This is a genomic window from Mesorhizobium sp. 2RAF21 (assembly GCF_052115345.1).
Lineage (GTDB): Bacteria > Pseudomonadota > Alphaproteobacteria > Rhizobiales > Rhizobiaceae > Mesorhizobium > Mesorhizobium terrae.
Genome location: NZ_JBFRGM010000023.1, coordinates 37,228 through 61,689, shown reverse-complemented (window position 1 = coordinate 61,689; position 24,462 = coordinate 37,228). Strand labels below are relative to the sequence as shown.

General features: G+C 63.5%; 22 protein-coding genes. 9 read left to right on the top strand and 13 right to left on the bottom strand.

Annotated features, from left to right (window positions below; genetic code table 11):
- Nucleotides 1-3: 3 nt before the first annotated feature.
- The 8 genes from AB4136_RS28050 to puuE form a co-directional block, all read right to left on the bottom strand.
- On the bottom strand, nucleotides 4-1,668 hold the full coding sequence (locus AB4136_RS28050; RefSeq protein ID WP_024925912.1) for an ABC transporter ATP-binding protein: 1,665 nt from the start codon (nucleotides 1,666-1,668) through the stop codon (nucleotides 4-6).
- The gene (locus tag AB4136_RS28045) at nucleotides 1,661-2,491 is read right to left on the bottom strand and encodes an ABC transporter permease (protein WP_024925913.1); all 831 of its coding nucleotides are present in this window, start codon (nucleotides 2,489-2,491) and stop codon (nucleotides 1,661-1,663) included. Before AB4136_RS28045 ends, AB4136_RS28050 begins: the two co-directional genes overlap by 8 nt.
- 7 nt (nucleotides 2,492-2,498) lie before the next feature.
- Nucleotides 2,499-3,458, bottom strand: a complete 960-nt coding sequence (locus AB4136_RS28040) for an ABC transporter permease (protein WP_024925914.1) — start codon at nucleotides 3,456-3,458, stop codon at nucleotides 2,499-2,501.
- A 22-nt stretch (nucleotides 3,459-3,480) separates the two neighbouring features.
- A complete protein-coding gene (locus AB4136_RS28035) occupies nucleotides 3,481-5,070 on the bottom strand; it encodes an ABC transporter substrate-binding protein (RefSeq protein WP_024925915.1) in 1,590 nt (529 codons plus the stop codon).
- A 404-nt stretch (nucleotides 5,071-5,474) separates the two neighbouring features.
- Entirely contained in the window at nucleotides 5,475-6,068 is a 594-nt protein-coding gene (locus tag AB4136_RS28030) for a nucleoside deaminase (RefSeq protein ID WP_024925916.1), read from the bottom strand.
- Nucleotides 6,065-6,574 carry an ureidoglycolate lyase gene (locus AB4136_RS28025; protein ID WP_024925917.1) on the bottom strand — a complete coding sequence of 170 codons (510 nt, stop codon included), beginning with the start codon at nucleotides 6,572-6,574 and terminating at the stop codon, nucleotides 6,065-6,067. Before AB4136_RS28025 ends, AB4136_RS28030 begins: the two co-directional genes overlap by 4 nt.
- A 20-nt stretch (nucleotides 6,575-6,594) precedes the next feature.
- Nucleotides 6,595-7,434 (bottom strand): bifunctional allantoicase/(S)-ureidoglycine aminohydrolase, encoded by an 840-nt coding sequence (locus AB4136_RS28020; protein WP_024925918.1) that lies wholly within the window; start codon nucleotides 7,432-7,434, stop codon nucleotides 6,595-6,597.
- A 25-nt stretch (nucleotides 7,435-7,459) separates the two neighbouring features.
- Nucleotides 7,460-8,893 (bottom strand): allantoinase PuuE, encoded by a 1,434-nt coding sequence (gene puuE / locus AB4136_RS28015; RefSeq protein ID WP_024925919.1) that lies wholly within the window; start codon nucleotides 8,891-8,893, stop codon nucleotides 7,460-7,462.
- A 182-nt stretch (nucleotides 8,894-9,075) separates the two neighbouring features.
- Here puuE and uraH point away from each other — a divergent pair, with 182 nt between their 5' ends.
- From uraH to xdhC, 4 genes are read left to right on the top strand one after another with little or no spacing between them, the layout of a single operon-like run.
- Entirely contained in the window at nucleotides 9,076-9,450 is a 375-nt protein-coding gene (uraH, locus tag AB4136_RS28010) for a hydroxyisourate hydrolase (protein ID WP_024925920.1), read from the top strand.
- Nucleotides 9,451-9,454: 4 nt separating this feature from the next.
- Nucleotides 9,455-10,936: a xanthine dehydrogenase small subunit gene (gene xdhA / locus AB4136_RS28005; RefSeq protein WP_024925921.1), complete on the top strand. Its 1,482-nt coding sequence runs from the start codon at nucleotides 9,455-9,457 to the stop codon at nucleotides 10,934-10,936.
- 1 nt (nucleotide 10,937) lies between these two features.
- The gene (gene xdhB, locus AB4136_RS28000; RefSeq protein WP_024925922.1) at nucleotides 10,938-13,298 is read left to right on the top strand and encodes a xanthine dehydrogenase molybdopterin binding subunit; all 2,361 of its coding nucleotides are present in this window, start codon (nucleotides 10,938-10,940) and stop codon (nucleotides 13,296-13,298) included.
- Nucleotides 13,299-13,358: 60 nt separating this feature from the next.
- Complete coding sequence (gene xdhC, locus AB4136_RS27995; protein WP_024925923.1) at nucleotides 13,359-14,243, top strand: xanthine dehydrogenase accessory protein XdhC; 885 nt, start codon at nucleotides 13,359-13,361, stop codon at nucleotides 14,241-14,243.
- 45 nt (nucleotides 14,244-14,288) lie between these two features.
- Here the strand turns inward: xdhC and dps are convergent, their stop codons facing one another.
- Nucleotides 14,289-14,777 (bottom strand): DNA starvation/stationary phase protection protein Dps, encoded by a 489-nt coding sequence (dps, locus tag AB4136_RS27990; RefSeq protein ID WP_024925924.1) that lies wholly within the window; start codon nucleotides 14,775-14,777, stop codon nucleotides 14,289-14,291.
- Between the two features lie 114 nt (nucleotides 14,778-14,891).
- Complete coding sequence (locus tag AB4136_RS27985; RefSeq protein WP_024925925.1) at nucleotides 14,892-15,812, bottom strand: LysR family transcriptional regulator; 921 nt, start codon at nucleotides 15,810-15,812, stop codon at nucleotides 14,892-14,894.
- A gap of 140 nt (nucleotides 15,813-15,952) precedes the next feature.
- Between AB4136_RS27985 and AB4136_RS27980 the strand changes: the two genes are divergently transcribed.
- From AB4136_RS27980 to AB4136_RS27965, 4 genes are all read left to right on the top strand, one after another.
- Nucleotides 15,953-17,179, top strand: coding sequence for a urate hydroxylase PuuD (locus AB4136_RS27980; protein WP_024925926.1), 1,227 nt, complete (start codon nucleotides 15,953-15,955; stop codon nucleotides 17,177-17,179).
- A 171-nt stretch (nucleotides 17,180-17,350) separates the two neighbouring features.
- Nucleotides 17,351-18,673, top strand: a complete 1,323-nt coding sequence (guaD, locus tag AB4136_RS27975; protein ID WP_024925927.1) for a guanine deaminase — start codon at nucleotides 17,351-17,353, stop codon at nucleotides 18,671-18,673.
- A 69-nt stretch (nucleotides 18,674-18,742) separates the two neighbouring features.
- Nucleotides 18,743-19,246, top strand: a complete 504-nt coding sequence (locus AB4136_RS27970) for a heme-degrading domain-containing protein (RefSeq protein WP_024925928.1) — start codon at nucleotides 18,743-18,745, stop codon at nucleotides 19,244-19,246.
- A gap of 42 nt (nucleotides 19,247-19,288) precedes the next feature.
- A complete protein-coding gene (locus tag AB4136_RS27965) occupies nucleotides 19,289-20,551 on the top strand; it encodes a glycerate kinase type-2 family protein (RefSeq protein WP_024925929.1) in 1,263 nt (420 codons plus the stop codon).
- 31 nt (nucleotides 20,552-20,582) lie between these two features.
- On the opposite strand, the gene AB4136_RS27960 is transcribed toward AB4136_RS27965, so the two are convergent.
- The 3 genes from AB4136_RS27960 to AB4136_RS27950 form a co-directional block, all read right to left on the bottom strand.
- Nucleotides 20,583-21,971 (bottom strand): glutamine synthetase family protein, encoded by a 1,389-nt coding sequence (locus AB4136_RS27960; protein ID WP_024925930.1) that lies wholly within the window; start codon nucleotides 21,969-21,971, stop codon nucleotides 20,583-20,585.
- A gap of 34 nt (nucleotides 21,972-22,005) precedes the next feature.
- Complete coding sequence (locus AB4136_RS27955) at nucleotides 22,006-23,388, bottom strand: aspartate aminotransferase family protein (protein WP_024925931.1); 1,383 nt, start codon at nucleotides 23,386-23,388, stop codon at nucleotides 22,006-22,008.
- Between the two features lie 115 nt (nucleotides 23,389-23,503).
- On the bottom strand, nucleotides 23,504-23,935 hold the full coding sequence (locus AB4136_RS27950) for a MarR family winged helix-turn-helix transcriptional regulator (protein ID WP_024925932.1): 432 nt from the start codon (nucleotides 23,933-23,935) through the stop codon (nucleotides 23,504-23,506).
- Between the two features lie 74 nt (nucleotides 23,936-24,009).
- Here AB4136_RS27950 and AB4136_RS27945 point away from each other — a divergent pair, with 74 nt between their 5' ends.
- Complete coding sequence (locus tag AB4136_RS27945; protein ID WP_024925933.1) at nucleotides 24,010-24,462, top strand: hypothetical protein; 453 nt, start codon at nucleotides 24,010-24,012, stop codon at nucleotides 24,460-24,462.

Sequence of the window (24,462 nt, the reverse complement as noted above, 5' to 3'; positions counted from 1 at the left end):
CAGTTAGTTGCCGGCGCTCTCCATGCGCCGGCCCTTGATTGCGCCTTCCAGCCAACCCTGTTCCATCTCCGGCACGGAAGAGAGCAAAAGGTCGGTATAGGCATCGAAGGGCGGCGCCAGAACCTGGCTCTTCGGCCCGTAGCGAACCACCTCGCCGCGATACATGACGGCGATCGCGTCGGCGATCGACTTCACCGTGGCGATGTCGTGGGTGATGAACAGATAGGCTACCTTCTCTTCCTGCTGGAGCTCGAGCAGCAGTTTCAGAATGCCGTTCGCCACCAGCGGGTCGAGCGCCGAAGTCACCTCGTCGCAGATGATCAGCTTCGGCTTGGCGGCAAGCGCGCGCGCAATGCAGACGCGCTGCTTCTGGCCACCGGAAAGTTCGGCCGGATAGCGGTCGAGGAAACCCTTGCCCATCTCGATCTTGTCGAGCAGTTCGGCGACGCGCTGGTCGCGTTCCTTGCCCCGCATGCCGAAATAGAACTCGAGCGGCCGGCCGATGATGGTGCCGACGGTCTGGCGCGGGTTCATCGCGACGTCCGCCATCTGGTAGATCATCTGCAATTGTCTGAGGTCTTCCTTTGGCCGTTCGGCCAGCCGTTTCGACAGTGTGCGCCCGTCGAAGCTGATCGATCCCTCCAGCGGCGGCAGCAGCCCGGTGATGGCGCGCGCCAGCGTCGACTTGCCGGAGCCGGATTCGCCCACCACCGCCAGCGTCTGGCCGGGATGGAGGTCGACCGAAACATCCTTGAGCACCTTGACCGTGCCGCCGCCATAGGCGGCCGTGACGTTCTTGACCGAGAGGACGGGCGCGGGGCTTGCCGGCTTTTCGGTGTGGTCTATCTCGTGTACCGAAACCAGCGCGCGGGTGTAGTCTTCGTGCGGCTCCTTGATGATCTGGTGGGTGTCGCCGCGTTCGACCAGCCGGCCGTGCCTCAGCACCATGATGTCGTCGGCCACCTGCGCCACCACCGCAAGGTCGTGGCTGATGTAGAGGGCCGCGACGTGCGTGTCGCGGATCGCGTCCTTGATCGCCGCCAGAACGTCGATCTGCGTCGTCACGTCCAGTGCCGTCGTCGGCTCGTCGAAGACGATCAGGTCTGGCTCGGAACACAGCGCCATCGCCGTCATCACGCGTTGCAGCTGGCCGCCGGAAACCTGGTGCGGGTAGCGGTTGCCGATGGTTTCGGGATTGGGCAGGCTGAGTTTCTTGAACAGCGCGATTGCGCGCTTTTCCGCCTCGGCACGCGTGGCAACGCCGTGCAGCAGCGCGGCTTCCACCACCTGGTCCATCAACTTGTGCGCGGGGTTGAAGGCGGCTGCCGCCGACTGTGCCACATAGCAGACTTCGCGTCCGCGCAGCTTGCGTACCCCCTTGGTGCCGAGCTTCAGGATATCACGCCCGTTGAATACCACCTCGCCGCCGGTGATCTTCACGCCGCCGCGACCATAGGCCATGGAGGAGAGGCCAATGGTCGATTTTCCAGCGCCGGATTCCCCGATCAGGCCAAGCACCTTGCCAGGTTTCAGCGTCAGCGAAACATCGTGCACCAACGTCACCTTCTTCGGCGCTTCGCCGGGCGGAAACACCCTGGCTTCGATCCTGAGGTTGCGGATATCGAGCAGCATGTCGGGTTTGGGTGTGGTCGCCTGCGCCTTAGCCATTGCCGCGCCCTCCCTTCAGGTCCGAGGTGCGGTTCAGCACCCAGTCGGCGACGAGGTTGACGGAAATGGCGAGCACGGCAATCGCGGCAGCCGGGATTAGGGCCGCGGGAATGCCGAAGACAATGCCGTCCTTGTTTTCCTTGACCATACCGCCCCAGTCGGCGTCCGGCGGTTGCACGCCGAGACCGAGGAAGGACAGCGCCGACAAGAACAGCACCGCATAGATGAAGCGCAGGCCGAGTTCCGACACCAGCGGCGACAGCGCGTTGGGCAGGATTTCGCGGAAGATGATCCAGCCCATGCCTTCGCCGCGCAATTTGGCGGCCTCGACGAAATCCATGACGTTGATGTCGACCGCCACCGCGCGCGACAGCCGGTAGACGCGGGTGGAATCCAGAATGCCCATCACCAGGATCAGCGTGACAACCGTTGTCGGAAGCACCGACAGCACCACAAGTGCGAAGATCAGTGTCGGGATCGCCATCAGGAGATCGACGAAGCGCGACATCAGCATGTCGAACTTGCCGCCGACTGTCGCTGCCGTGAAGCCGAGAATGGAGCCGAGGCAGAAGGACAGCGCGGTCGCCAGTACCGCGATGAAGATGGTGATGCGGGCGCCGTAGATCATGCGCGAGAGCAGATCGCGGCCGAGATTGTCGGTGCCCAGCAGATGGTCCGACGACATCGGCGCCCAGACATCGCCGACGATCTCGCCATTGCCGAAGGGGGCAATCCAGGGCGCGAAGATGGCGCAGATCAGGAACAATGCGGTGAGGATCAGGCCGATCCAGGCGGTGATGGGGATATGTCTCAAACCAGTCACGCGGCCCTCATTTCGGATGCCTGAGCCGGGGATTGGCAAGGATGGCGGCGATGTCGGCGATGATGTTGAGCGTGATGTAGACGGCCGCGAAGATCAGCCCGACGGCCTGCACCACCGGCACATCGCGCTTGGCGACATGATCGACCAGATATTGCCCCATGCCGGGATAGACGAAGATCACTTCCACTACGACGACGCCGACCACCAGATAAGCGAGGTTCAGCATCACCACGTTCACCACCGGCGCGATCGCGTTGGGGAAGGCGTGTTTGCGGATGATCTCGAAAGGCGACAAGCCCTTCAGTTCGGCCGTCTCGATATAGGCCGACTGCATGACGTTGAGGATCGCCGCACGCGTCATGCGCATCATGTGAGCAAGCACCACAAGTGTCAGCGCGGTCGCCGGTAGCGCGATGGCCTTCATGCGTTCTAGGAAGGGCATACCGTCATAGACGGTCGAGATGCCCGGGAAGATCTGCCACTGCACCGCGAAGAAATAGACGAGCAGGTAGCCGATGAAGAATTCCGGCAGCGAAGTCGAGGCCAGCGCCAGGCCTGAAATCAGCTTGTCGACGAAACCGTTGCGGTAGCGCACGGCGAGCAGGCCGAGCCCGATGGCCAGCGGCACTGAAACCGCTGCGGCCCAAAAGGCGAGGAACAGCGTGTTCCACAGCCGTCCTTTGATGGAGGAGGCGATGTCCTGGCCCGACGAAAGCGCGGTGCCGAGATTGCCGGTCAAAACACCGCCCAGCCATTTGAAATAGCGGATGTAGGCGGGGTCGTTGAGGCCGAGTGCCTCGCGCAGGTTGGCCAGAGATTCAGCCGTCGCCGACTGGCCGAGGATGGACTGGGCGACGTCGCCCGGCAGGATCTGCGTGCCGACGAAGATCAACACGGAGACGGCGAAGAGGAGCAGAATGCCCAGCGCGATGCGCTGGGCAATCAGTTTCAGGATCGGCGAACTCATGCCCACGGACACCGGGCCCGGTTCACGCCTGCAGCCAGCATTTGGTCAGGGCGTGACCATTCATCAATTCGCTGTTCACGTCGTCCACCCAGCCGCCGACCTTGGCGCTGGTTGCATCGATATAGTCGTTGAACATCGGAACGATGACACCGCCTTCATCGCGCAGCATCACGCCGGCCTGGCGGTAGAGCGTCTTGCGCTTGGCCGCATCGAGTTCCGAGCGCGCCTGCAGGATCAGCTTGTCGAAATCGTCGCGGAAGAAGCGGGTATCGTTCCATTCGGCATTCTTGAGATAGGCGACCGAATAGACCTGATCCTGCGTCGGGCGGCCGGTCCAGTAAGACATCGAGAAGGGCTGCTTGTTCCACACTTCCGACCAGTACCCGTCGCCCGGCTCGCGCTTGACGTCGATCTGGATGCCGGCTTTCGCGGCGCTCTGCTGGTAGAGCTGGGCGGCGTCGACCGCGCCCGGGAAGGCGACGTCCGAGGTGCGCAGCAGCACCGGGCCGGAATGCCCCGACTTCTTGAAATGGAACTTCGCCTTGTCGGGATCGTATTTGCGCTGCTCGATATCGTCGGAGTACAGCGCGTAGGCCTTGCTCACCGGCATATCGTTGCCGACCGTGCCGTAGCCGCCGAGAATCTTCTGCACCATCTCGTCGCGGTCGACGGCGTATTTCAGCGCAAGCCTCAGGTCGTTGTTGTCGAACGGCGCGGTGTTGCAATGGGCGATGAAGACATAGTGGCCCTTGCCGGCGACGTTGCGGATGGTCACGCCCGGCACGCGCTTGACCAGCGACACGATCTTCGGTTCGACGCGGTTGATCATGTGGACCTGGCCACCCTGCAATGCAGAGGTGCGCGCGGTAGCGTCATTGATGACGATGATCTCGATCTGGTCGGCGTGGCCGCGCTTGGCCTGGTCCCAATGGCCCTCGTGGCGGGCGCCTGCGTGGCGCACGCCCGGCTCGTTGGTCACAACCTTGTACGGGCCGGTGCCGATGCCGGCGGTCGGGTTGTCCTTGCCGCCATTCGGCTGGATCATCAGGTGATAGTCGGCCACCACATAGGGCAGGTCGGCATTCGGTTCCTTCAGCTTGATGACGACGTTGCCGCCATCAGCCTTGACGGTATCGAACTCGGAGATGAAGGCCAGCGCCGCCGATTTCGAGTTCTTGTCGCCATGGCGCTCCAACGTCGCCACGATGTCCTGCGGCGTCAGCTCCTTGCCGTTGTGGAAGGTCACGCCCTTGCGGATCTTGAAGGTCCAGGTCTTGGCGTCGTCTGAAGCTTCGTAGCTTTCGGCAAGCTTGGGTTCGATGCCGCCGGTCGGCGTCACTTCCACCATCTGCTCGCCCCAGCAGCGACCGAACGTGTAGGGAACCTGGCTGGCCCAGAGTGCGGGATCGAGGCTGTCGGTGGCGGCGCCGCCCTGCATGCCTGCCTTCAGCGTGCCGCCCTTGACCGGGCCTTCGGCCTTCGCCGCGTCGGAAAGCAGCGTATTGGCAAACGCTGCGCTAACTCCGAGCGCCGCCGCGCGACCGAGAAAGTCGCGACGGTTCAGCTTGCCGGCAGCCACACGACGGCTCAGATATTCGAGTTCATTCGACATTGGTTCCTCACTCTTTTGGTTCGACCGTTTTGGTCGATTTCTTATTCTTGTGAGGAGGATAATGGACGTAAGGGAAACTTAGGCGCAAGGCAGGATGCGACATGCAGTGCCGCATATGGCGTGTCGTTTTTGAGCAGGTCGTGCGCGTGCGGTTTTTCGCCTTTTCGGAATTGGCGGCTCAGTTGCCGCTGATCCTCGGCTGTTGCGGGCAAAAATCGTGGATTCAGCGGGTCGAACGCGGATTCCTGGCCTAATGACGGGCGCCTTCTGCGCCATCGCTGGAAGAGTATCCTGTTTGCGACGCGGTGCGAGCGAGGCCGTGTCGATGTTCCTGTAACGCGCAGGTGGGCCGCGCGTAACCCCGTACCCTCGACATCAAAGGCGGTACCGGATGCCGAGAGCCTCTAGTTCAGCGGGATGTCGTTGTCGGCCTTGCCGTCCTGATATTCGGCCGAGAGGGCATCATATTTGCCGGCGATGGCGGCGATGCGGCCTTCCAGCCGAGCACGATCGGCCTGCGGCAATTCACGGACCAGGCGACGCAGCGAATAGCTTTTCCAATAGGCGTTCTCGGCATTGTAACCGCCCGGCTCGAGCGTGAAGACCTCTTTCAGGATCTTCAGATCGTGCGGGATCGCGAACGAGTCGCGCGAATCCTCATGGCTGAACAAATAGTAGAAATTGTCGAAGCCGGTCCAGGTGATCGCCGACAGGCACAGCGAGCAGGGCTCGTGCGTGGCCAGGAAGATGGCATCCTTGGTGTCGACGCGTTCGGCCTTCGGCATTTCATAGAAGCGCTTCAGGCAGTGCACCTCGCCGTGCCACAGCGGGTTCTCGGTCTCGTTGTTGGTTTCCGCCAGCACGAGCGAGCGGTCGCTCTTGCGCAGGATGGCCGCGCCGAACAATTTATTGCCGTGTTCGATGCCGTCTTCGGTTTTCGGCACGATGTCGTGCTCGATCACGTCGAGCAGCCGGTCGATCAGCGAAATATCGGTCATGCCTGGAAGTCCTCGGGCAAATGGATTTCGTAGGGATGCGAGAAATAGAATTCCTCGAGGTTGGTGCCGTCGCCACCGCGGTCCACCACCAGGAAATCCTGCGGCTGGCCGATCGGCGTCAGTACCCAGTGCCACAGGTTGCGCTTGTAGTTCACGCCCTGGCCAGGCTTGGTCAGGAAGGCATGCGGCTCACCGGGCCCCGAGCCGTCATCGTCGCACACCACCACCAGGAATGGCCGCGGCGACAGCGGTATGAAGGCCTGGCTGCCCAGCGGGTGGCGCTCCACCATCGCCAGCTTCAGTGGAAACGCGTAGGGCGCGCATTTGAAGATGTTGATGATGACGCGGCCGTTCGGTCCGCCGGCCTCGGCCGTGGCCAGCGCATGGTAGCGTTCGCACTTGCCATCGTTGATCGGATAGTGGTGGGCGCCCTCGGTCTCGATGACCTCGCCGAACCGGGCGAAGGCTTCGCGGGTGAGCGGTTGCGTCTTGACGATCCGGTCCATGCGCAAATCCATCCTGCCGGCTAGCCCCTGGTGAACGGCGTGCCGAGTTTCATGTGTCGGTTGACGTCCTTGTAGAGGAGGTAGCGGAAGTTGCCGGGACCACCGGCATAACAGGCCTGCGGGCAGAAGGCGCGCAGCCACATATAGTCGCCGGCCTGCACCTCCACCCAGTCCTGGTTTAGGCGATACACCGCCTTGCCCTCCAGAACGTAGAGCCCGTGCTCCATCACATGTGTCTCGGGGAAGGGGATGACGCCGCCCGGGCCGATGGTGACGATGGTGACGTGCATGTCGTGGCGCAGGTCCGTCGGATCGACGAAGCGGGTGGTCGCCCATTTGCCTTCCGTGTCGGGCATTGCGATCGGCGCGATGTCGTTCTCATTGGTGAAGATCGGCGTGGGCGCCTCGATGCCGTCGACGAATTCATAGGCCTTGCGAACCCAATGGAAGCGGGCGGTACCGCTGCTTTCGTTGCGTAGGCTCCATTTGGCCGCCGGCGGCAGGAAGGCGTAGCCACCCGGCTTCATTACATGGCTCTTGCCGTCGAGGCGTACGGTGATCTCGCCCTCGACCACGAACAGCACGCCCTCCGCGCCGGTGTCCGGCTCGGGTTTGTCGCTGCCGCCGCCCGGTTGAACTTCCATGATGTATTGCGAGAAGGTCTCGGCAAAACCCGACAGCGGCCGGGCGATGACCCAAAGCCGGGTCTTGTCCCAGAAGGGCAGGAAACTCGCTACGATATCGCTGAATTCGCGCCTGGGGATCACCGCATAGGCTTCGGTGAAAACTGCGCGGTCGGTGATCAGGTCGGTCTGCGGCGGCAGGCCGCCCTTGGGCGCGTAATAGGTGCGGTCGGTCATCTTCATCATATCCATCGGTTCAGACCTAAGCAGGCAAGATATCTTTCAGGCGCAGCAACGCGATGCGTTCCACCTGCTTGCAGGCGGTCTCGAATTCCTCGCTACGGCTGTTGCCGATGCGGGTTTCGAAGGCTGCCATGATCTCTTGTTTGGACTTGCCCTTCACCGCGATGATGAAGGGGAAGCCGAAAGTGGTGACATAGGCGGCATTGAGCTTCGAGAACAACTCGCGCTCCTGATCGGTCAGCGCGTCGAGACCGGCGGAGGCCTGTTCCCTCGTCGATTCCTCGGTCAGTCGCTTGGCTTGCGCCAGCTTGCCGGCAAGGTCCGGGTGCGCGGTCAACACGCCGAGGCGCTCGGTCTCGTTGGCCGAGCGGAAGGCGCGGCAGAGCGCGTTGTGCAGGCCGCCGGCGCTGTCATGCGCCGGGCCGAGTTCCAGTTCATAAGCGCGCTCGGCGATCCAGGGCGAATGCTCGAAGATGCCGCCGAAGCGCTGCACGAACTCGCTCTTGTCCATGCGCGAGGGGCGCAGCGCCGCCGGCTCGTAGGGGTGATGTTCGCGCCAGTGGTTGGCAATGTCGATCCGGCGCGGCAACCATACCTTGTCGTGGTTTTTCACGTAGTCGACGAAACGCTGGAGCGCGGCTGCGCGGCCGGGCCGGCCGATCAGGCGGCAATGCAGGCCGATGCTCATCATGCCGCCGCGCCCTTCCTTGCCTTCGGCATAGAGCGTGTCGAAGGCGTCCTTCAGATAGGCAAAGAACTGGTCGCCAGAATTGAAACCCTGCGGCGTGGCGAAACGCATGTCGTTGGCGTCGAGCGTGTAGGGGATGACCAGTTGCGGCGGGATGGCATTGCCGTGGCCGTCATGGTCGAGCCAGTAGGGCAGGTCATCGTCATAGGTGTCGGAAATCCAGGCGAAACCGCCCTCGGCGGCCGCGAGCTTCACCGAGTTCACCGAGGTGCGGCCGACATAAAGCCCGGCCGGACGCTCACCCACCACTTCCTTGTGCAGACGGATCGCTTCCACCAGGTCAGCGCGCTCGACCTCTTCGGCGTGATCGCGGTAGTCGATCCACTTCAGGCCATGCGAAGCGATCTCCCAGCCGGCATCGGCCATCGCCGCGACCTGGTCGGGCGAGCGGGCGAGTGCGGAGGCAACGCCATAGACCGTCACGGGCACGCCGGCCTCCGTGAACATGCGGTGCAGCCGCCAGAAGCCGGCGCGGGCGCCGTATTCATAGATGGATTCCATGTTCCAGTGGCGCTTGCCTGGCCAGGGCGCCGCGCCCACCACTTCGGACAGGAAGGCTTCCGAGGCGGCGTCACCATGCAGGATGCAGTTCTCGCCGCCTTCCTCGTAGTTGACGACGAACTGTACGGCAACGCGGGCTCCACCGGGCCATTTCGGGTCTGGCGGATTGGCTCCGTAGCCGCACATATCCCGTACGTAACGCATCATTCCTCCCTGCCGGTTGCTCCGGAAGTAATGCCAAGATATCCAAAGCGTTGAACGGCCATTACCACGAAATTTTTGAAACTGCTTTTTGGCTTCGTCCGCTCGACCGGGGCTTATGCATCGCCTTTAATTGGCGCACAATTCATCACTATGTTCGATTGTACCGAGATGGGAGGCGGCAGTTGGCAGAAACCTCGCACACCAATGGCGGGCGTCTGACGACGCACGTGCTTGATACGGCGACAGGCAAACCGGCGGCCGGGCTGCTCGTCGATCTGTTCCGTCTCGACGACGGCAAGCGCGTCCACCTCAAATCCGTGACCACCAACAGCGATGGCCGTTGCGACGCGCCACTGCTGGCCGGCGACGAATTCAGGCCGGGCGAATACGAGCTGGTGTTCTCGGCCGGCGATTACCTGCGCCGCCAGGGCACCAAACTGCTCGAGCCTGCCTTTCTCGACATCATCCCGATCCGTTTTGGCATGGCCGAAACCAAACATTATCACGTGCCGCTGCTGGTCTCGCCCTACAGCTACTCGACCTACAGGGGAAGCTGAGCGCATGGCCAAGCTGAAAACCCGCGCCGAGTTGCGCTTCATCCTCAACGGCCGCGATGTCGCGCTGACCGATGTCGCGTCCGACCAGACGCTGCTCGACTGGCTGCGCCTGTCGCGTTCGCTGAAAGGCTCGAAGGAAGGCTGCGCCGAAGGGGATTGCGGCGCCTGTACGGTTCTGGTTGGCAAGCTTGTCGCCGGCAAGCTGGTCTATGAGAGCGTGAATGCCTGCATCCGCTTCATGGGCTCGCTCGACGCCAGCCACGTCGTCACCATCGAGCATCTGGCCGGCGAGGCCGACAAGCTGCACCCCGTGCAGCGGGCGATGGTCGATTTCCACGGCTCGCAATGCGGTTTCTGTACGCCGGGCTTTGTCATGTCGCTCTATGCGTTGTGGATGAGGTCGCCCGAACCGTCCGACGCCGAAATCGAAAAGGCGCTGCAGGGCAATCTCTGCCGCTGCACCGGCTATGAGGCGATCATGCGGGCGGCGCGCGCCATCTCCAGCTACGGCAAGGCGGCAAAGGACCCGCTGCAGGTCGAACGAAAGGCCGTGATCGCGCGTTTGACGGAGCTGCGGGACGGCGCCCGCGTCGAGGTCGGCACTGGCAAGCACCGCTTCATCGTCCCGGCCGATGTCGACGATTTCGCCAACCTGCTGGAAGCCGAACCCAAGGCCACCATCGTTGCCGGTTCGACCGATGTCGGCCTGTGGGTGACCAAGCATATGCGCGACATTTCGCCGGCGGTGTTTATCTGCGGTCTGGAAGGCCTGCGCACCATCTCGGAAGACAAGGGCGTCATCGTCATCGGCGCCGGCGTCACCTACACGGAAGCCTTCGCACTGCTCGCCAAGCGCATTCCGGCACTCGGCCCGCTTATCGACCGTATTGGTGGCCAGCAGGTTCGCAACATGGGCACGATCGGCGGCAACATCGCCAATGGCTCGCCCATCGGCGACACGCCACCGCCGCTGATCGCGCTCGGTGCAACGCTGACTCTGCGCAAGGGCAGCAAGCGCCGCACCATCTCGCTTGAGAAATTCTTCATCGCTTATGGCAAGCAGGACCGCGAGCCCGGCGAATTCGTCGAATCCGTGCAGGTTCCAGCGCCGGCCGCCGACGAAAAATTCGCCGTCTACAAGATCACCAAGCGGCGCGACGAGGACATCACCGCCACGCTCGGTGCCTTCAGCCTGAAACTGGCCAAGGATGGCACGGTGGCCGCGATCCGCATCGCCTATGGCGGCATGGCGGCAACGCCGAAACGCGCCACTGCCGTTGAAACCGCGCTGCTCGGCAAGTCGTGGACCGAGGCGGCGGTGGAAGCGGCGATGGAGAAATACGCGGAGGATTTCGCGCCGCTGACCGATATGCGCGCTACCGCCGAATATCGTGCACTGGCGGCGAAGAACCTTCTGCTGCGCTTCTATGCGGAGACCACCGGCACCAAGGCACCGTTCCAGGTGTCGCGTTACGAGGCGGCGTGAGATGACCAAGCACACTCCCAACCTCAAGGCGCAAAAGATCGTCGGCGGTGTCCACACCGACCAGCGCCACGATTCCGCGCACAAGCATGTCGCCGGCACCGCGGTCTATATCGACGACCTGCCGGAGCCGGCCGGCACGTTGCATGTCGGGTTGGGGCTCGCCGCCGTCGCGCATGGCAAGCTGAAGACCGTCGATCTGTCGGCGGTGCGTACCGCGCCCGGCGTGGTCGACGTTTTGACCTACCGGGACGTCCCCGGTGAGAACGACGTGTCGCCGAGCGGCATGCATGATGATCCAATCTTTGCCGAGGGCAAGGTTCAGTTCCACGGCCAGCCGGTCTTCGCGGTCATCGCCGAGACGCGCGAGGCGGCACGCAGCGCCGCGCGGCTGGCCAAGATCGAATATGAGGAATTGCCGGCGATCCTCAACATCTGGGGCCTCGACCCGAACAAGGATCGGCAGGTGGTGACACCGCTGACCCTGAAGCGCGGCGATCCCGATGCGGCGATCGCTGCCGCGCCCCGCCGCATCAAGAGCAGCATGCGGCTCGGCGGCCAGGACCATTTTTATCTCGAAGGCCAGGTATCGCTGGCCGTGCCGGGGGAAGACGACGAGGTTACCGTCCATTGCTCCACGCAGGGGCCGAGCGAAACGCAGCATTTGGTTGCCCACGCACTCGGCGTGCCCAGCCACTCGGTGACGGTGGAAGTGCGCCGCATGGGCGGCGGCTTCGGCGGTAAGGAAACGCAGGCCAACCAGTGCGCGGCCATCGCCGCCATCGCCGCCAAGAAACACAAGCGCGCGGTGAAGGTTCGCCTTGACCGCGACGAAGACATGACGGCCACCGGCAAGCGGCATGATTTCGTCATCGACTACGACGTCGGTTTCGACGACGAGGGCAATATTCTGGGCGTCGACTTCATGTTCGCGCTCAATGCCGGCTTCTCGGCCGACCTCTCCGGCCCGGTCGGCGATCGCGCGCTGTTCCACTGCGACAACGCCTATTTCTACCCGCACGTGCATGCCAAGTCGGCGCCGCTCTACACCAACACGGTCTCCAACACCGCCTTCCGCGGCTTCGGCGGCCCGCAAGGCATGGTCGGTGCCGAGCGTATCATCGAGGAAGTGGCCTTCGCCGTCGGCAAGGACCCGCTCGAAATCCGCAAGCTCAATTTCTACGATGCGATGGGCGCGAAGGGCGAACGCAACGTCACGCCCTATCACCAGAAGGTCGAGGACAACATCATCCACCGCATCGTCGCCGAGCTCGAGCAGAGCGCGGACTATGCACGGCGCCGCCGCGAGATCGCGGCGTTCAACGCCAACAGCCGCTTCGTCAAGCGCGGCATCGCGCTCACACCGGTGAAGTTCGGCATCTCCTTCACCAAGACCGAGTCCAACCAGGCCGGCGCGCTGGTGCATGTCTATAACGACGGTTCGGTGCACATGAACCATGGCGGCACCGAAATGGGCCAGGGTCTGCACCTCAAGGTGGCGCAGGTGGTGGCCGAGGAATTCCAGATCGACCTCGAGCGCGTCAAGATCACCGCCACCACCACCGCCAAGGTGCCCAACACCGCGCCCACGGCGGCGTCTTCCGGCGCCGATCTCAACGGCATGGCCGCCCAGAACGCGGCGCGCCAGATCAAGCAGCGGCTGATCGACTTCGCCGCCGAGAAATATTCCGTACCGGCCGACCAGGTGGTGTTCCTGCCCAACCGGGTGCGTGTCGGCAACCAGGAGATTTCCTTCAACGATCTGGTCAAACAGGCCTATCTCAACCGCATCCAGCTTTCGGCGGCCGGTCACTACAAGACGCCGAAAATCCACTGGGATCGTGCCAAGGGGCGTGGTCACGCCTTCTACTATTATGCCTATGGCGCGGCCTGCTCCGAAGTCACCATCGACACGCTGACCGGCGAATACATGGTCGAACGCACCGACATCCTGCACGACACCGGCCGCTCGCTGAACCGGGCGATCGACATCGGCCAGGTCGAGGGCGGTTTCGTCCAGGGCATGGGCTGGCTCACCACCGAGGAATTGTGGTGGGACGGCAAGGGCCGGCTGCGCACGCATGCGCCGTCCACCTACAAGATCCCGCTGGCGTCAGACCGGCCGAAGATCTTCAACGTGGCGCTGACCGACTGGTCGCAGGCCTATGAGCCGACCATCCATCGCTCCAAGGCCGTTGGCGAGCCGCCGCTGCCTCTGGGCATCTCGGTTTTGCAGGCTCTCTCCGACGCGGTGGCGAGTGTTGCCGACCACAAGATCTGTCCGCGCCTCGACGCGCCGGCGACGCCGGAGCGGGTGCTGATGGCGGTCGAACGACTGAAGAAGGAAGCGCGCGGCAGGGTCTGAAGCCGCCGCGCGGGCAATTTGAAGCGAAAAATGCTATATTCCCAGGGCGGGAATGCGATCATGACCTCGAAAGTCCAGGATCTGAAAGAATTTCTCGGCAGTGCTGGCGCGATTGCACTGGTTGAGGTTGCCGGCACGCGTGGCTCCACCCCGCGAGAGAAGGGCGCGTATATGCTCGTCTCGCCGGAAGCCATTTACGGCACGATCGGCGGCGGTCAGCTTGAATACATGGCGATCGACAAGGCCCGTCAGATGCTGGGCGTTCCGCTGAAACGCGGCGGCAAGCAGGTTGCTGCGCAGCGCATCGATGTCCGCGAGGTCTGTGCGACGCTGGATGTTCCGCTCGGGCCGGAGATCGGCCAATGCTGCGGCGGCCGCGTCGAGGTGCTGATCCGATTGGTGGACGAGACGCGTGCAGCCGAGTTGGTCGCGGCGGCGGAAGCCGAGGAGGATCACCTGCCGCATCTCTACATCTTCGGCGGTGGCCATGTCGGCAAGGCGCTGGCCGCCTCCATGTCGCTCTTGCCGGTGCATGTCGTCGTCGTCGAGAGCCGCGCAGAAGAACTGGACGGCATCACCGACGCGGTCGAGACAAGGTTGACGGCGATGCCGGAGGAAATGGTGCGCGAGGCGCCGTCGGGCTCGGCCTTCGCCGTGCTCACGCATGACCACGCGCTGGATTTCCTGATCGCCGCCGAGGCGCTGAAGCGCACCGACACGGCCTATGTCGGCATGATCGGCTCCAAGACCAAGAAGGCGACGTTCAGGAACTGGTTCCTAAAGACCGCGGGCGGCACCGAGGCCGAATTCGAACGGCTTGTCTCGCCGATCGGCGGCGATGCCGTCAAGGACAAGCGCCCGCCCGTGATCGCGGCTCTGGCCGCCGCCGAGATGATGACGGCGCTCTCGTTGCACCAGGCACGGGCAGGCGCGGAAGTCGCTTAAGCCTTCGCGTTGCCGCCCTAATTGACGCTAAGCACCGCCGCCCCTTCACTCCTTCTCCTGAGTGTGGGCTTCCAGGAACCACAGCGATTTGTCGAGCGCACGCGAATAGGCGGTGAAGATGTCGGCGGTGTCCGCGTCGCCGGCTTCGCTGGCCTCGTCGATCGCCGTGCGGGCGGACTTCGCCACCGCCGCATAGTGGCTGATCAGCGCGGCGAGATGATCCTTGGTCTTGTGGATGTCAGTCGGGTAGGGCTTCAGTGGGCTGGCCTTTGCCACTTCCTGCGACGTGCCGATGGCCGTACCGCCCAGCTGCACCGCGCGCTCGGCGATGGTGTCGACATGGTCGTCCAGTTCGGTCCTGAAACCGTCCAGCATTTCGTGGATCGCGATGAACTGCGGTCCCTTCACATTCCAGTGCGCCTGCTTGGTGATGAGCGCGAGGTCGATGGCTTCTGCCAGCCGCGCGTTGAGAATGGCGATCGAGGTCGCCCTGGTGTTGGATTTCAGGTCGTTCTTGGTGTGGATGGAAGCCATTGGGGGTCTCCTGGTTTCGCTGCGGATTTGCAGGATGGGGGAATGGCGGACCAAGATTGGCGTCCCCGTGCGGTTCCCGCAAGCCGCAATCATCGACCCTGCGACTCGTTCCGCCTATTTTCCGGCCAGGATGTCCTTGATCAATTTCTGGCAACGATCCGCCATGAAGTCGAGCAGCAGCCGCACCTTCGGGTCCTGCAGCTTCTTGTGCGGATAGACGGCGGCGAATTGCACCGGCGTCGGTGGCGTCTTGGTCAGGATGACCTTCAGCCGCTGCTCGCGGATGAACGGTTCGACCTCGAAGCGTGGCTTGTTGATGATGCCGCGTCCCGCCAGCGCCCATTCGGTCAGCACGTCGCCGTCGTCGCTGTCGAAGGGGCCGTGCACTTCGAACTTCACCGGGCCTTCCGGCATCTGCAGCATCCAGAAGAATTCGCGCGAACCGGGATAGCGCAGCATCAGGCAATCGTGCTTCTTGCCCATCATCTCGCTGGCATCGCTCGGTTCGCCGCGCGCCTCCAGATATTTGGGCGAGGCGACCAGCACGCGCTCGCATTCCATGATGCCGCGCATCCTCAGCGAGGAATCCTCGATCACACCCAGCCGGAAGGCTACATCGATGCCTTCCTTGAGGATGTCGACATTGTGATCGGAGAGCCGCAGGCGCACTTCGATGTCGGGATATTTGTCGTGGAAATCCGGAATGCCGGAGGCGATCAGTCGGCGCCCGAGGCCGAGCGGCGCGGTGACGCGGATGGTGCCGCGCGGCTGGCCGGACAGCGCCGAAACCGCCGCCTCGGCCTCGGTGATGGCGTCCAGAACCTGCTTGGCACCGCTATAGAACACCGTGCCGTGCTCGGTCGGCATCAACTGTCTCGTCGTGCGGTTGAACAGCCGCACGCCGAGGTGTTTTTCCAGTTCCTTGATGCGGTTCGAGGCGACGGCCGGCGAAATGCGCATATCGCGACCCGCCGCCGACAGGTTGCCCAATTCGACGACGCGGACGAAGACGGCGATGTTATCGAGATAAGCCATTGTGTCGGCGTCCCCCTCTGCGCCTGATTTAAGATAACGCTACTATTTTCCAATTTTTTTTGAAAGTCATCGTGTTGTCTACCTCTTTCCGTTTGCGCGGCAGCCCGTAATGTCGCCTCATCGGCACGAAAGGGTGGAGCATGCTGGACTATGTGATCATCTGGGATTGGCTGGCATTCGCGGTGCGGTGGCTGCACGTCATCACCGGTATCGCATGGATCGGCTCGTCCTTCTATTTCGTCGCGCTCGACCTTGGCCTGCGTCAGCGGCCCGGCCTGCCTGCCGGCGCCCATGGCGAGGAATGGCAGGTCCATGGCGGCGGCTTCTACCATATCCAGAAGTACCTGGTGGCGCCGGCCGAAATGCCGGAGCATCTGACCTGGTTCAAATGGGAATCCTACGCCACCTGGCTCTCGGGTTTCGCCATGCTGGCCATCGTCTATTACGCCGGCGCGGACCTGTTCCTGGTCGACCGCAACGTACTCGACGTTTCGGCACCCGTCGCCATCCTCATCTCGCTGGCCTGTCTGGCGTCGGGGTGGATCGTCTACGACCTGCTCTGCCGCTCGCCGCTCAAGAACCACGACACGCTGCTGATGCTGGTGCTCTACTGCGTGCTGGTCTTCATGGCCTGGGGCCTGACGCATCTGTTCACCGGTCGCGCCGCTTTCCTGCACCTCGGCGCCATCACTGCCACGATCATGTCAGCCAACGTGTTCATGGTCATCATTCCGAACCAGAAGATCGTCGTCGCCGACCTGATCGCCGGCCGCAAGCCGGACCCGAAATACGGCAAGATCGCCAAGACCCGTTCGACGCACAACAACTACCTGACGCTGCCGGTGTTGTTCCTGATGCTGTCGAACCATTATCCGCTGGCGTTTGGCACGCAGTTCAACTGGATCATCGCTTCGCTGGTGTTCCTGATCGGCGTGCTCATCCGCCATTATTTCAACTCCCAGCACGCCAGGAAGGGCAACCCGACCTGGACCTGGCTGGCCGCTGCCATCCTGTTCGTGATCATCATGTGGCTGTCGACCGTGCCCAAGGTGCTAACCGGCGAGCAGAAAGTCTCCTCGGCCGCCGGGATCTACACCGCCTCGGCACATTTCCCTGCCGTGCGCGACACCGTGCTCGGCCGCTGCTCGATGTGCCACACGCCGGAGCCGGCCTATGAAGGCATCTACCATGCGCCGAAGGGCGTCGTGCTGGACAATGATGCTGCCATTGCCGAACACGCCAAGGAGATTTATCTGCAGGCCGGCCGCAGTCATGCGATGCCCCCGGGCAACGTTACCCAGATCACCGACAAGGAGCGCGCGCTTCTGGTCACCTGGTTTGAAGAGTCCGGGAAAAAGCAGAACTAGACCAGCGATGTCCTTATCGGGCGCCTTCGCGTTTCGTTTCTGACCGCCCTCGCTCGTTTAGCGGGGCACGGCGGCTGCCGCGGCAAGGGCTAAATCCTCCCCGCTTGTCGGAGGATGGCGGCCTCAAGAGCGAACGATGTTCGCGTATTTTGACATGGAAGTTGGAGCGATATGACCACTACCCTCCTGCGCGGCCGCACCCTCTCTTTCCTGCGTTGGCCGGAAAGCGTCGACGATCATGCCGCCTATGCCTATGAGGAGGACGGCGCCATTCTGGTAGCCAATGGCAAGATCGTCGCCTCCGGTCCTTATGCTCAGGTCGCCGCTCGCGCCGGTTCCAGCGCCCGGGTGATCGACCACCGCCCGCATCTGCTCATGCCGGGCTTCATCGACGCGCATGTACACGTGCCGCAGATGCAGATCATAGCCAGCTACGGCGCCGAACTGCTCGACTGGCTCAACACCTACACTTTCCCTGAAGAATCGACCTTCGAGAACGCCCAGCATGGTCGCCGCATCTCGCGCCTGTTCCTTGATGAGATGATCCGCCACGGCACCACCACGGTCGCCGCCTACTGCTCCGTGCACAAGCAGTCGGCCGAGGCATTCTTCGCCGAGGCCTATGATCGTGACATGCTGGTGATCGCCGGCAAGGTCATGATGGACCGCAACGCGCTCGAAGCCGTGCACGATACGCCACAGTCGAGCTATGACGATACCAAGGCGCTGATTGCCGCCTGGCACGGCAAGGGCCGTGGCCTTTATGCGATCACGCCGCGCTTCGCCATCACCTCGACGCCCGAGCAGATGGAAATGGCACAGGCGCTGGCGCGTGAGCATCCCGACCTGCATGTGCAGACGCATCTGTCGGAAAACCATGCCGAGATCGCCTTTACCCAGCAGCTCTATCCTTGGGCGAAGGACTACACCCATGTGTATGAGCACTACGGCCTGATGGGTTCGAAGACGCTCCTCGGCCACTGCATCCATCTGTCCGAGCGCGAGGCCGATGTCTTGTCGGACACTGGCTCGGTGGCGGTGTTCTGCCCGACGTCCAATCTGTTCCTCGGCTCCGGCCTGTTCGATTATCAGCGCTTCCGGCGCCGGGAGAAGCCGCTGCGTATCTCCACCGCGACCGATGTCGGCGGCGGCACCAACTATTCCATGCTGCGCACGATGGACGAAGCCTACAAGGTGATCGCCCTGCAGGGCGAGAAGCTCAATCCGTTCCAGTCCTTCTGGCAGATCACACGCGGCAATGCCGAGGCCCTGTCGGTGGTCGACCGTGTCGGCACGCTGGAAGCCGGAACGGACGCCGACATCGTCGTGCTCGATTCTGCCTCGACGCCATCGATGCGGCTGCGTTCAGAGCGTATCAAGACGCTGGCCGAGGAGCTTTTCCTCATGCAGACGCTTGGCGACGACCGCACGGTCAAGGAGGTCTATGTCGCTGGCAAGCCGGCCAAGAGCGATCTCGTGGTGAGCAATTCCTGATCGGCACTTGACCTAAGGGCCGATTACCGTAAACGCGAAAGGCTGGTCCAAGCCGTTCTGGGAGGAAACATGGCCGCGAGCGACGATATCGAGGCGATCAAGCGCCAGGAGGCGGCGCTCGTCTTCGAAAGGTTCGACGAGGCCGTTGCCTTCGAAATCGGCAGCGCGATCCGGACACGGGCTCTCCGGGAGAACCTGCCGATCATCGTTGATATCCGCACATTCGACCGGCCGCTGTTCTATGCCGCGATGCCAGGCTCCAATGCCTCCAATCCGGATTGGGCGCGGCGCAAGATCAATGTGGTGAAACGCTATCTGCGCAGCACCTATCGTCTGGTGCTGGAACAGCAGCGCCCGGATCGCACCTTCAAGGTGGGCGAGGGACTGGACATTGCTGAATACGTGCTGGCCGGCGGTGGCTTCCCCGTGACGGTGAAGGGCGCTGGTGTTATCGGTGTCATCGCCGTATCCGGCCTGCCGGAGCGCGAGGACCACAACGTCGTCGTCGACGCGCTCTGCGATCATCTCCGCGCCGATCGCGCCAGCCTTACCCTTCCCGCCGCCGAAGCATGATCCTTCGGCCGCATTGACGTGACAGCCGCACAAGGCCCGCAGATGACCCTCGACCCGAAGACCTTCCTCACCTCGATCTTCGATGCTGCGGTGGCCGCGGCTGACCCCGAATTGACCATTCGCCAGCATTTGCCGGCGAAGCCGAAGGGCCGCACCGTCGTGATCGGCGCCGGCAAGGGCTCGGCACAGATGGCGGCGGCCTTCGAAAAGGTGTGGGATGGGCCGGTCGAAGGGCTGATCGTCACGCGCTACGGTTATGGCGCGCCGACGAAACATCTCGAGGTGGTGGAGGCCGCGCATCCGGTTCCCGACGCCGCCGGCCTCGCCGCCGCCAAGCGGCTGCAACAGGCCGTTTCCGGCCTCTCCGAGGATGATCTCGTAATCGCGCTGATCTGCGGCGGCGGTTCCGCGCTGCTGCCCGCACCGGCGGGCGACCTCACATTGACGGACGAGATCGCCGTCAACGAGGCGCTGCTCGCCTCGGGCGCGCCGATCTCGGCCATGAACACCATTCGCAAGCATGTCTCCGCCATCAAGGGCGGGCGCCTTGCCGCCGCCGCCTGGCCGGCCAGGGTTGTGTCGCTGGTGGTGTCCGACATTCCGGGCGACAATCCGGCCCTTGTCGCCTCCGGCCCCACTGTCCCGGACACTGGCAGCCGCGCCGACGCGCTTGCCGCGATCGCTGCCTACGGCATGAAGTTGCCAGAGGCAGTCATGGCGCACATCAATTCGCCAGCCGCCGACGCACCGCATCCGGACGATCCGAAATTCGTGCGCAACGAGGTGCATGTCATCGCCTCGGCAGCCGTCTCGCTGGAAGCGGCCGCAGAAGAGGCGAAGCGCCAAGGCATTGAAGCCGTCATCCTTTCCGACGCGCTGGAAGGCGAGGCGCGGGAGGTGGGCTCCGTCCATGCCGCGATCGCGCGCGAAGTGGCGACACGCAACCGGCCGTTCAGGAAACCGGTGCTGATCCTCTCCGGTGGCGAGACCACGGTGACCTTACGCGCGAAGGGCAAGGGCGGCCGCAATTCGGAGTTCCTGCTCGCTTTCGCCATCGGTATCGACGGCGTCGCCGGCATCGATGCCATGGCCGCCGACACCGACGGCATCGACGGTTCGGAAAACAATGCCGGCGCCTTCTGCACCGGCTCGACCGTCACGCGCATGCGCGCCGCCAACGTCGACGCCAAGGCCATGCTGGCCGGCAACAATGCCTGGACGGCGTTCAACGCAGTCAACGATCTCTTCGTGCCGGGGCCGACCGGCACGAATGTCAACGACCTCAGGGCTGTTCTGGTGCGGTAGGTAGGGCTCTACAGGCGAGCCCGGCGCTGCCTCACACCTCGTGCAGATAGAGGTGGTAGTCCAACTCGCTCACCGTGCGGGCGACTCGCAGATATTCCGCCCATTTGATCTCGACGAAGGTCTTGTGTAGATCGGGGCCGAGCGCTGTCGCGAGGAAGGACGAACCGCGCGCGGCGTCGATGGCGGCGCGCCAGTCCACCGGCATCTTGCTCTTGGCTTCGCCGGCCGCCTCATAGCCGTTTCCGGTCACTTCCGCACCCGGATTGAGCTTTTCCTCCAGCCCCTTCGCAACGCCGGCCAGAATTGTCGCCGCCACCAGATAGGGATTGGCATCGACGCCGGAAGGGCGGTGCTCGATACGGCGGTTCCTGGCTTCGCCGGCCGGCACGCGCAGTGCTACCGAGCGGTTGTTGACGCCCCAGGTCGGCGCTACTGGTGCATAGGACTGCGACACGAAGCGCCGCCATGAATTGGCGTGCGGTGCAAACACCAGCATGGATTCGGCCATGGTCTCGGCCAACCCACCCAGCGCATGGAGCAGCAGTGGTGACCATGTGCCGGGCATGGTTTCGGTGAAGACGTTCTTGCCGGCGCCGTCGAGCAACGAGACATGGAAATGCATGCCGGAGCCGGCATATTTTTCGATGGGCTTGGCCATGAAGCAGGCGGTGACGCCGTGGCGGCGTGCCTGCATGCGCACCAGCCGCTTCAGCATGACGAGATCGTCAGCGGCACGCATCACGCCCTTGCGGTAATTCAGCGTCAGCTCGTACTGGCCGGGCGCATATTCCGAAATCACTGTTTCGGCCGGAATGCCTTGCGCTTTGGCTGCCGCATAGATGTCCGAGAACAGCGGTTCCATGCCGTGCAGATGATCGACCGAATAGACCTCCGTCTTTCCGCTCCTGCGTCCATCTAGCACGGCATTCGCCGGCTGCACCTTGCCGTCGGCATCGCGCTCATTGGCCAGCAGGAAGAATTCCAGCTCAAAGGCGCCGGCAGGATGCAGGCCCTTGGCCGCCAGCGCCTCGACCTGGCGGGCGAGCGCATGGCGCGGGTCCGATGTCATGGCTTGGCCGTCGAGATGATACATCGCCATCAGCACCTGGCCGCGCGGCGGGTTGGTGCCGTGCAGCGGCACCAACGTACCGGGGATCGGCCAGGCGCGCAGGTCGCCGTCGCCGGAATCCCAGATCAGGCCTGTCTCGTGCACGTCCTCGCCGGTGATGTCGAGGCCGAGGATCGAGATCGGCATGTGGCGGCCGTTCTCATACACGCCCATGAGTTCGTGTCTGCGCAGGATTTTACCGCGCCCGACGCCGTTTGCGTCGGTCAGCACGATGTCAAAGGCTTCGATTTCGGGGTGGGCTTCGAGGAAGGCAGTGGCTTCGGCGAGCGTCGAGCCGGAAGGTGAGGTCATGATGGCACTCTGAAGGGTGATTGTGTGGCTTGTCTCATGCCGCGAGCTTGGCGGCAACATCGGCGAAGGCGGCGATCAGCCGTTTCACCTGGCTTGCCGTGGTGACGGGCGAGACGAGCATCATGTTGTGGAACGGCGCGATCAGCACGCCGCGATTGACCAGCGCGACATGCACGGCCGCTTCCAGTTCCGGCACGTGCGCGCCTTCGGCCTCGGCGCCATTGCTGAGCGGGCCGGGCGCGCAGATGAACTCGACGCGGGCGCCGACGCGCATCACATGCCAGGGCAGCCGGTTGCGCTCGATTGCGGCGGCAAGCCCCTTGGCCAGTTTGTCGGCCAGCCGTTCCATATGCGCGTAGTTCTCCGCCGTCATCACCTGTTCCAGCGTTGCGCGCATGGTGGCGAATTGCAGTGGGTTGGCCGACAGTGTCGTGCCCATGCCGGAATAGCCGGGCTCCTTGGCGTGGTTGTAAGCGGCGTAGCGCGAGGCCGTTTCTTCGCTCATGCCCCAGATGCTGGCCGGCACGCCGCCCGCCACCGGCTTGCCGAGCACGAACAGGTCCGGTTCGAGACCGCGGGTTCCGGTGTAGCCGCCACGGCCGGTCGAGATCGTGTGCGTCTCGTCGATCAGCAGTAGCGTGCCGGTCTCGCGGGTCAGGCGCCGCAGCGCTTCATGGAAACCGGGTTCAGGCAACACCATGCAGGAATTGGTCAGCACCGGTTCGGTGATAACGCAGGCGACATCCTTCGCCTTCAGCGCCGCTTCCAGTGCCGGCAGGTCATTGAACTCGACGATTTTGGCACGCTGGGTGAGGTCGCGGAATTCGCCGGCCAGTCCCGGCCGGTTGATCGGCTTGCCGTCCTTGATGCGCACCATCGTCTCGTCGACCGAGCCGTGATAGCAGCCGTTGAAGACGAGGATCTTGTCGCGGCCGGTCACCGCGCGGGCCACGCGCAGCGCGAAGCGGTTGGCGTCGGTGGCCGTGGTGGCGATCTGCCAGTAGGGCAGGCCGAAAAGCTCCTGCAGCAGCGTGCCGACCGCCAGCGCGTCCTCGGACGGCAGCATGTAGGTCAGGCCGCGTCCGGCCTGCTTGCGGATGGCACGCGCGACTGGCGCCGGCGAATGGCCGAACATCGAGCCGGTATCTCCGAGGCAGAAATCGTCCAGCCGGTTGCCATCGATGTCGGTGATCGTGGCGCGTGTCGCGCTGTCGACCAGGATCGGGAAGGGCGTTGGCCAGTCGGTCATCCAGTGCATCGGCACGCCGTCGAAATAGCCGGCGATGCCGTTGCCGGTGCGGGCCTGCGATTTCGGGCGGGCTTTTCGGAAAATTTCCGCTTCGGTTGCGCGCAGTTTTGCGACACGTTGGGCATCGATGCCGCCGATGATACTGTTCGACCTGGTGCTTACGCTCATTCATTCCCCCTGTTGGCGCGGGGCACTCTAGCCAGAGGCGGCGACAAACCGCAATTGGCCGCCGCGCCAGGGAGCATTGGTTCAGGGGTAGGGGTGACGGCCCGGCATCCAGCCGTCATTCGTCGTGCATGGCGGCGATGGCCCGCCGCATCAGCGCGAGGAACTGTTCTTTCTCGTCATCGCTGAAATTCGCCAGGGCCGCCCCGTTTTGGGCGCGGGCGGCGTCGGTGGCCGGGCCTTGCAGCGCCGCTGCGATCCGCGTCAGGTGGACGGATTGTGAGCGGCCATCGTTAGGGTTGGAACGCCGCACGATCAGCCCGTCGCGCTCCATCCGGGCGAGTGTATTGGCCATGGTGGCCTGTTCGACGTCGAGCCTGCGCACCAGTTCGCTCTGACTCAGCCCGTCCTCGTCCCATAGCGCCAGCAGCGTCATGAACTGCGCCGGCGCCAGTCCAAGCGGGCGGATGCGTTGTTGCAACCCCTTGGCGAACAGGCGTGCCATCTGGTTGGCGAGGAAACCGGCGGAGCGTTCTTTCTGAAAGGGCATGGTGTAGAGATAGCTGTTGAATAGCATGCTATGCAATGATATATAGCTTGCTATTCAAATTGGTGGAGGATCGCATGAAAGCGAAGATCCACGCGGCGGCCGGTTCCGTCGCGCTGCTTGCTGTTGTCTGTTTCTGGCTGTCGACGGCGGTCGCCGAAATCTCGGGCGACGCCGATACCGTCGCGGCGGTCAAATCGGGCATTCTCGTCGGCATGGTCGTGCTGGTTCCGGCCATGGCGATTGCCGGTGCATCGGGCTTTTCGCTGGGCAAGGGCTGGAAGAGCCCGGTCGTGGCGCGCAAGAAGCGTCGTATGCGCGTCATCGCCGCGAACGGCATGCTCATCCTTTTGCCGTCGGCCTATCTGCTCGCGGGCTGGGCGGGGCAGGGCCGCTTCGATGCGGTATTCATGATGGTGCAGGCGCTGGAACTGGCGGCCGGCGCCGTCAACATCGTGCTCTTGTCGCTGAATATGCGCGACGGGTTGGCTTTGCGGCGCAGACCGTCGGCGGTGGTGCGCGCCGGCTGA

Coding starts and splice junctions, on each gene's coding strand:
- AB4136_RS28030 (WP_024925916.1), bottom strand. CDS start 6,068: ATGACCGATATTTCGCTGATCGACCGGCTGCTCGACGTGATCGAGCAC.
- puuE (WP_024925919.1), bottom strand. CDS start 8,893: ATGCGTTACGTACGGGATATGTGCGGCTACGGAGCCAATCCGCCAGAC.
- AB4136_RS28025 (WP_024925917.1), bottom strand. CDS start 6,574: ATGGACCGGATCGTCAAGACGCAACCGCTCACCCGCGAAGCCTTCGCC.
- AB4136_RS27960 (WP_024925930.1), bottom strand. CDS start 21,971: ATGACCTCACCTTCCGGCTCGACGCTCGCCGAAGCCACTGCCTTCCTC.
- AB4136_RS27980 (WP_024925926.1), top strand. CDS start 15,953: ATGCTGGACTATGTGATCATCTGGGATTGGCTGGCATTCGCGGTGCGG.
- AB4136_RS27970 (WP_024925928.1), top strand. CDS start 18,743: ATGGCCGCGAGCGACGATATCGAGGCGATCAAGCGCCAGGAGGCGGCG.
- AB4136_RS28040 (WP_024925914.1), bottom strand. CDS start 3,458: ATGAGTTCGCCGATCCTGAAACTGATTGCCCAGCGCATCGCGCTGGGC.
- AB4136_RS28035 (WP_024925915.1), bottom strand. CDS start 5,070: ATGTCGAATGAACTCGAATATCTGAGCCGTCGTGTGGCTGCCGGCAAG.
- AB4136_RS27955 (WP_024925931.1), bottom strand. CDS start 23,388: ATGAGCGTAAGCACCAGGTCGAACAGTATCATCGGCGGCATCGATGCC.
- dps (WP_024925924.1), bottom strand. CDS start 14,777: ATGGCTTCCATCCACACCAAGAACGACCTGAAATCCAACACCAGGGCG.
- AB4136_RS28050 (WP_024925912.1), bottom strand. CDS start 1,668: ATGGCTAAGGCGCAGGCGACCACACCCAAACCCGACATGCTGCTCGAT.
- xdhA (WP_024925921.1), top strand. CDS start 9,455: ATGGCCAAGCTGAAAACCCGCGCCGAGTTGCGCTTCATCCTCAACGGC.
- AB4136_RS27945 (WP_024925933.1), top strand. CDS start 24,010: ATGAAAGCGAAGATCCACGCGGCGGCCGGTTCCGTCGCGCTGCTTGCT.
- guaD (WP_024925927.1), top strand. CDS start 17,351: ATGACCACTACCCTCCTGCGCGGCCGCACCCTCTCTTTCCTGCGTTGG.
- AB4136_RS27950 (WP_024925932.1), bottom strand. CDS start 23,935: ATGCCCTTTCAGAAAGAACGCTCCGCCGGTTTCCTCGCCAACCAGATG.
- AB4136_RS27965 (WP_024925929.1), top strand. CDS start 19,289: ATGACCCTCGACCCGAAGACCTTCCTCACCTCGATCTTCGATGCTGCG.
- xdhC (WP_024925923.1), top strand. CDS start 13,359: ATGACCTCGAAAGTCCAGGATCTGAAAGAATTTCTCGGCAGTGCTGGC.
- xdhB (WP_024925922.1), top strand. CDS start 10,938: ATGACCAAGCACACTCCCAACCTCAAGGCGCAAAAGATCGTCGGCGGT.
- AB4136_RS27985 (WP_024925925.1), bottom strand. CDS start 15,812: ATGGCTTATCTCGATAACATCGCCGTCTTCGTCCGCGTCGTCGAATTG.
- AB4136_RS28020 (WP_024925918.1), bottom strand. CDS start 7,434: ATGACCGACCGCACCTATTACGCGCCCAAGGGCGGCCTGCCGCCGCAG.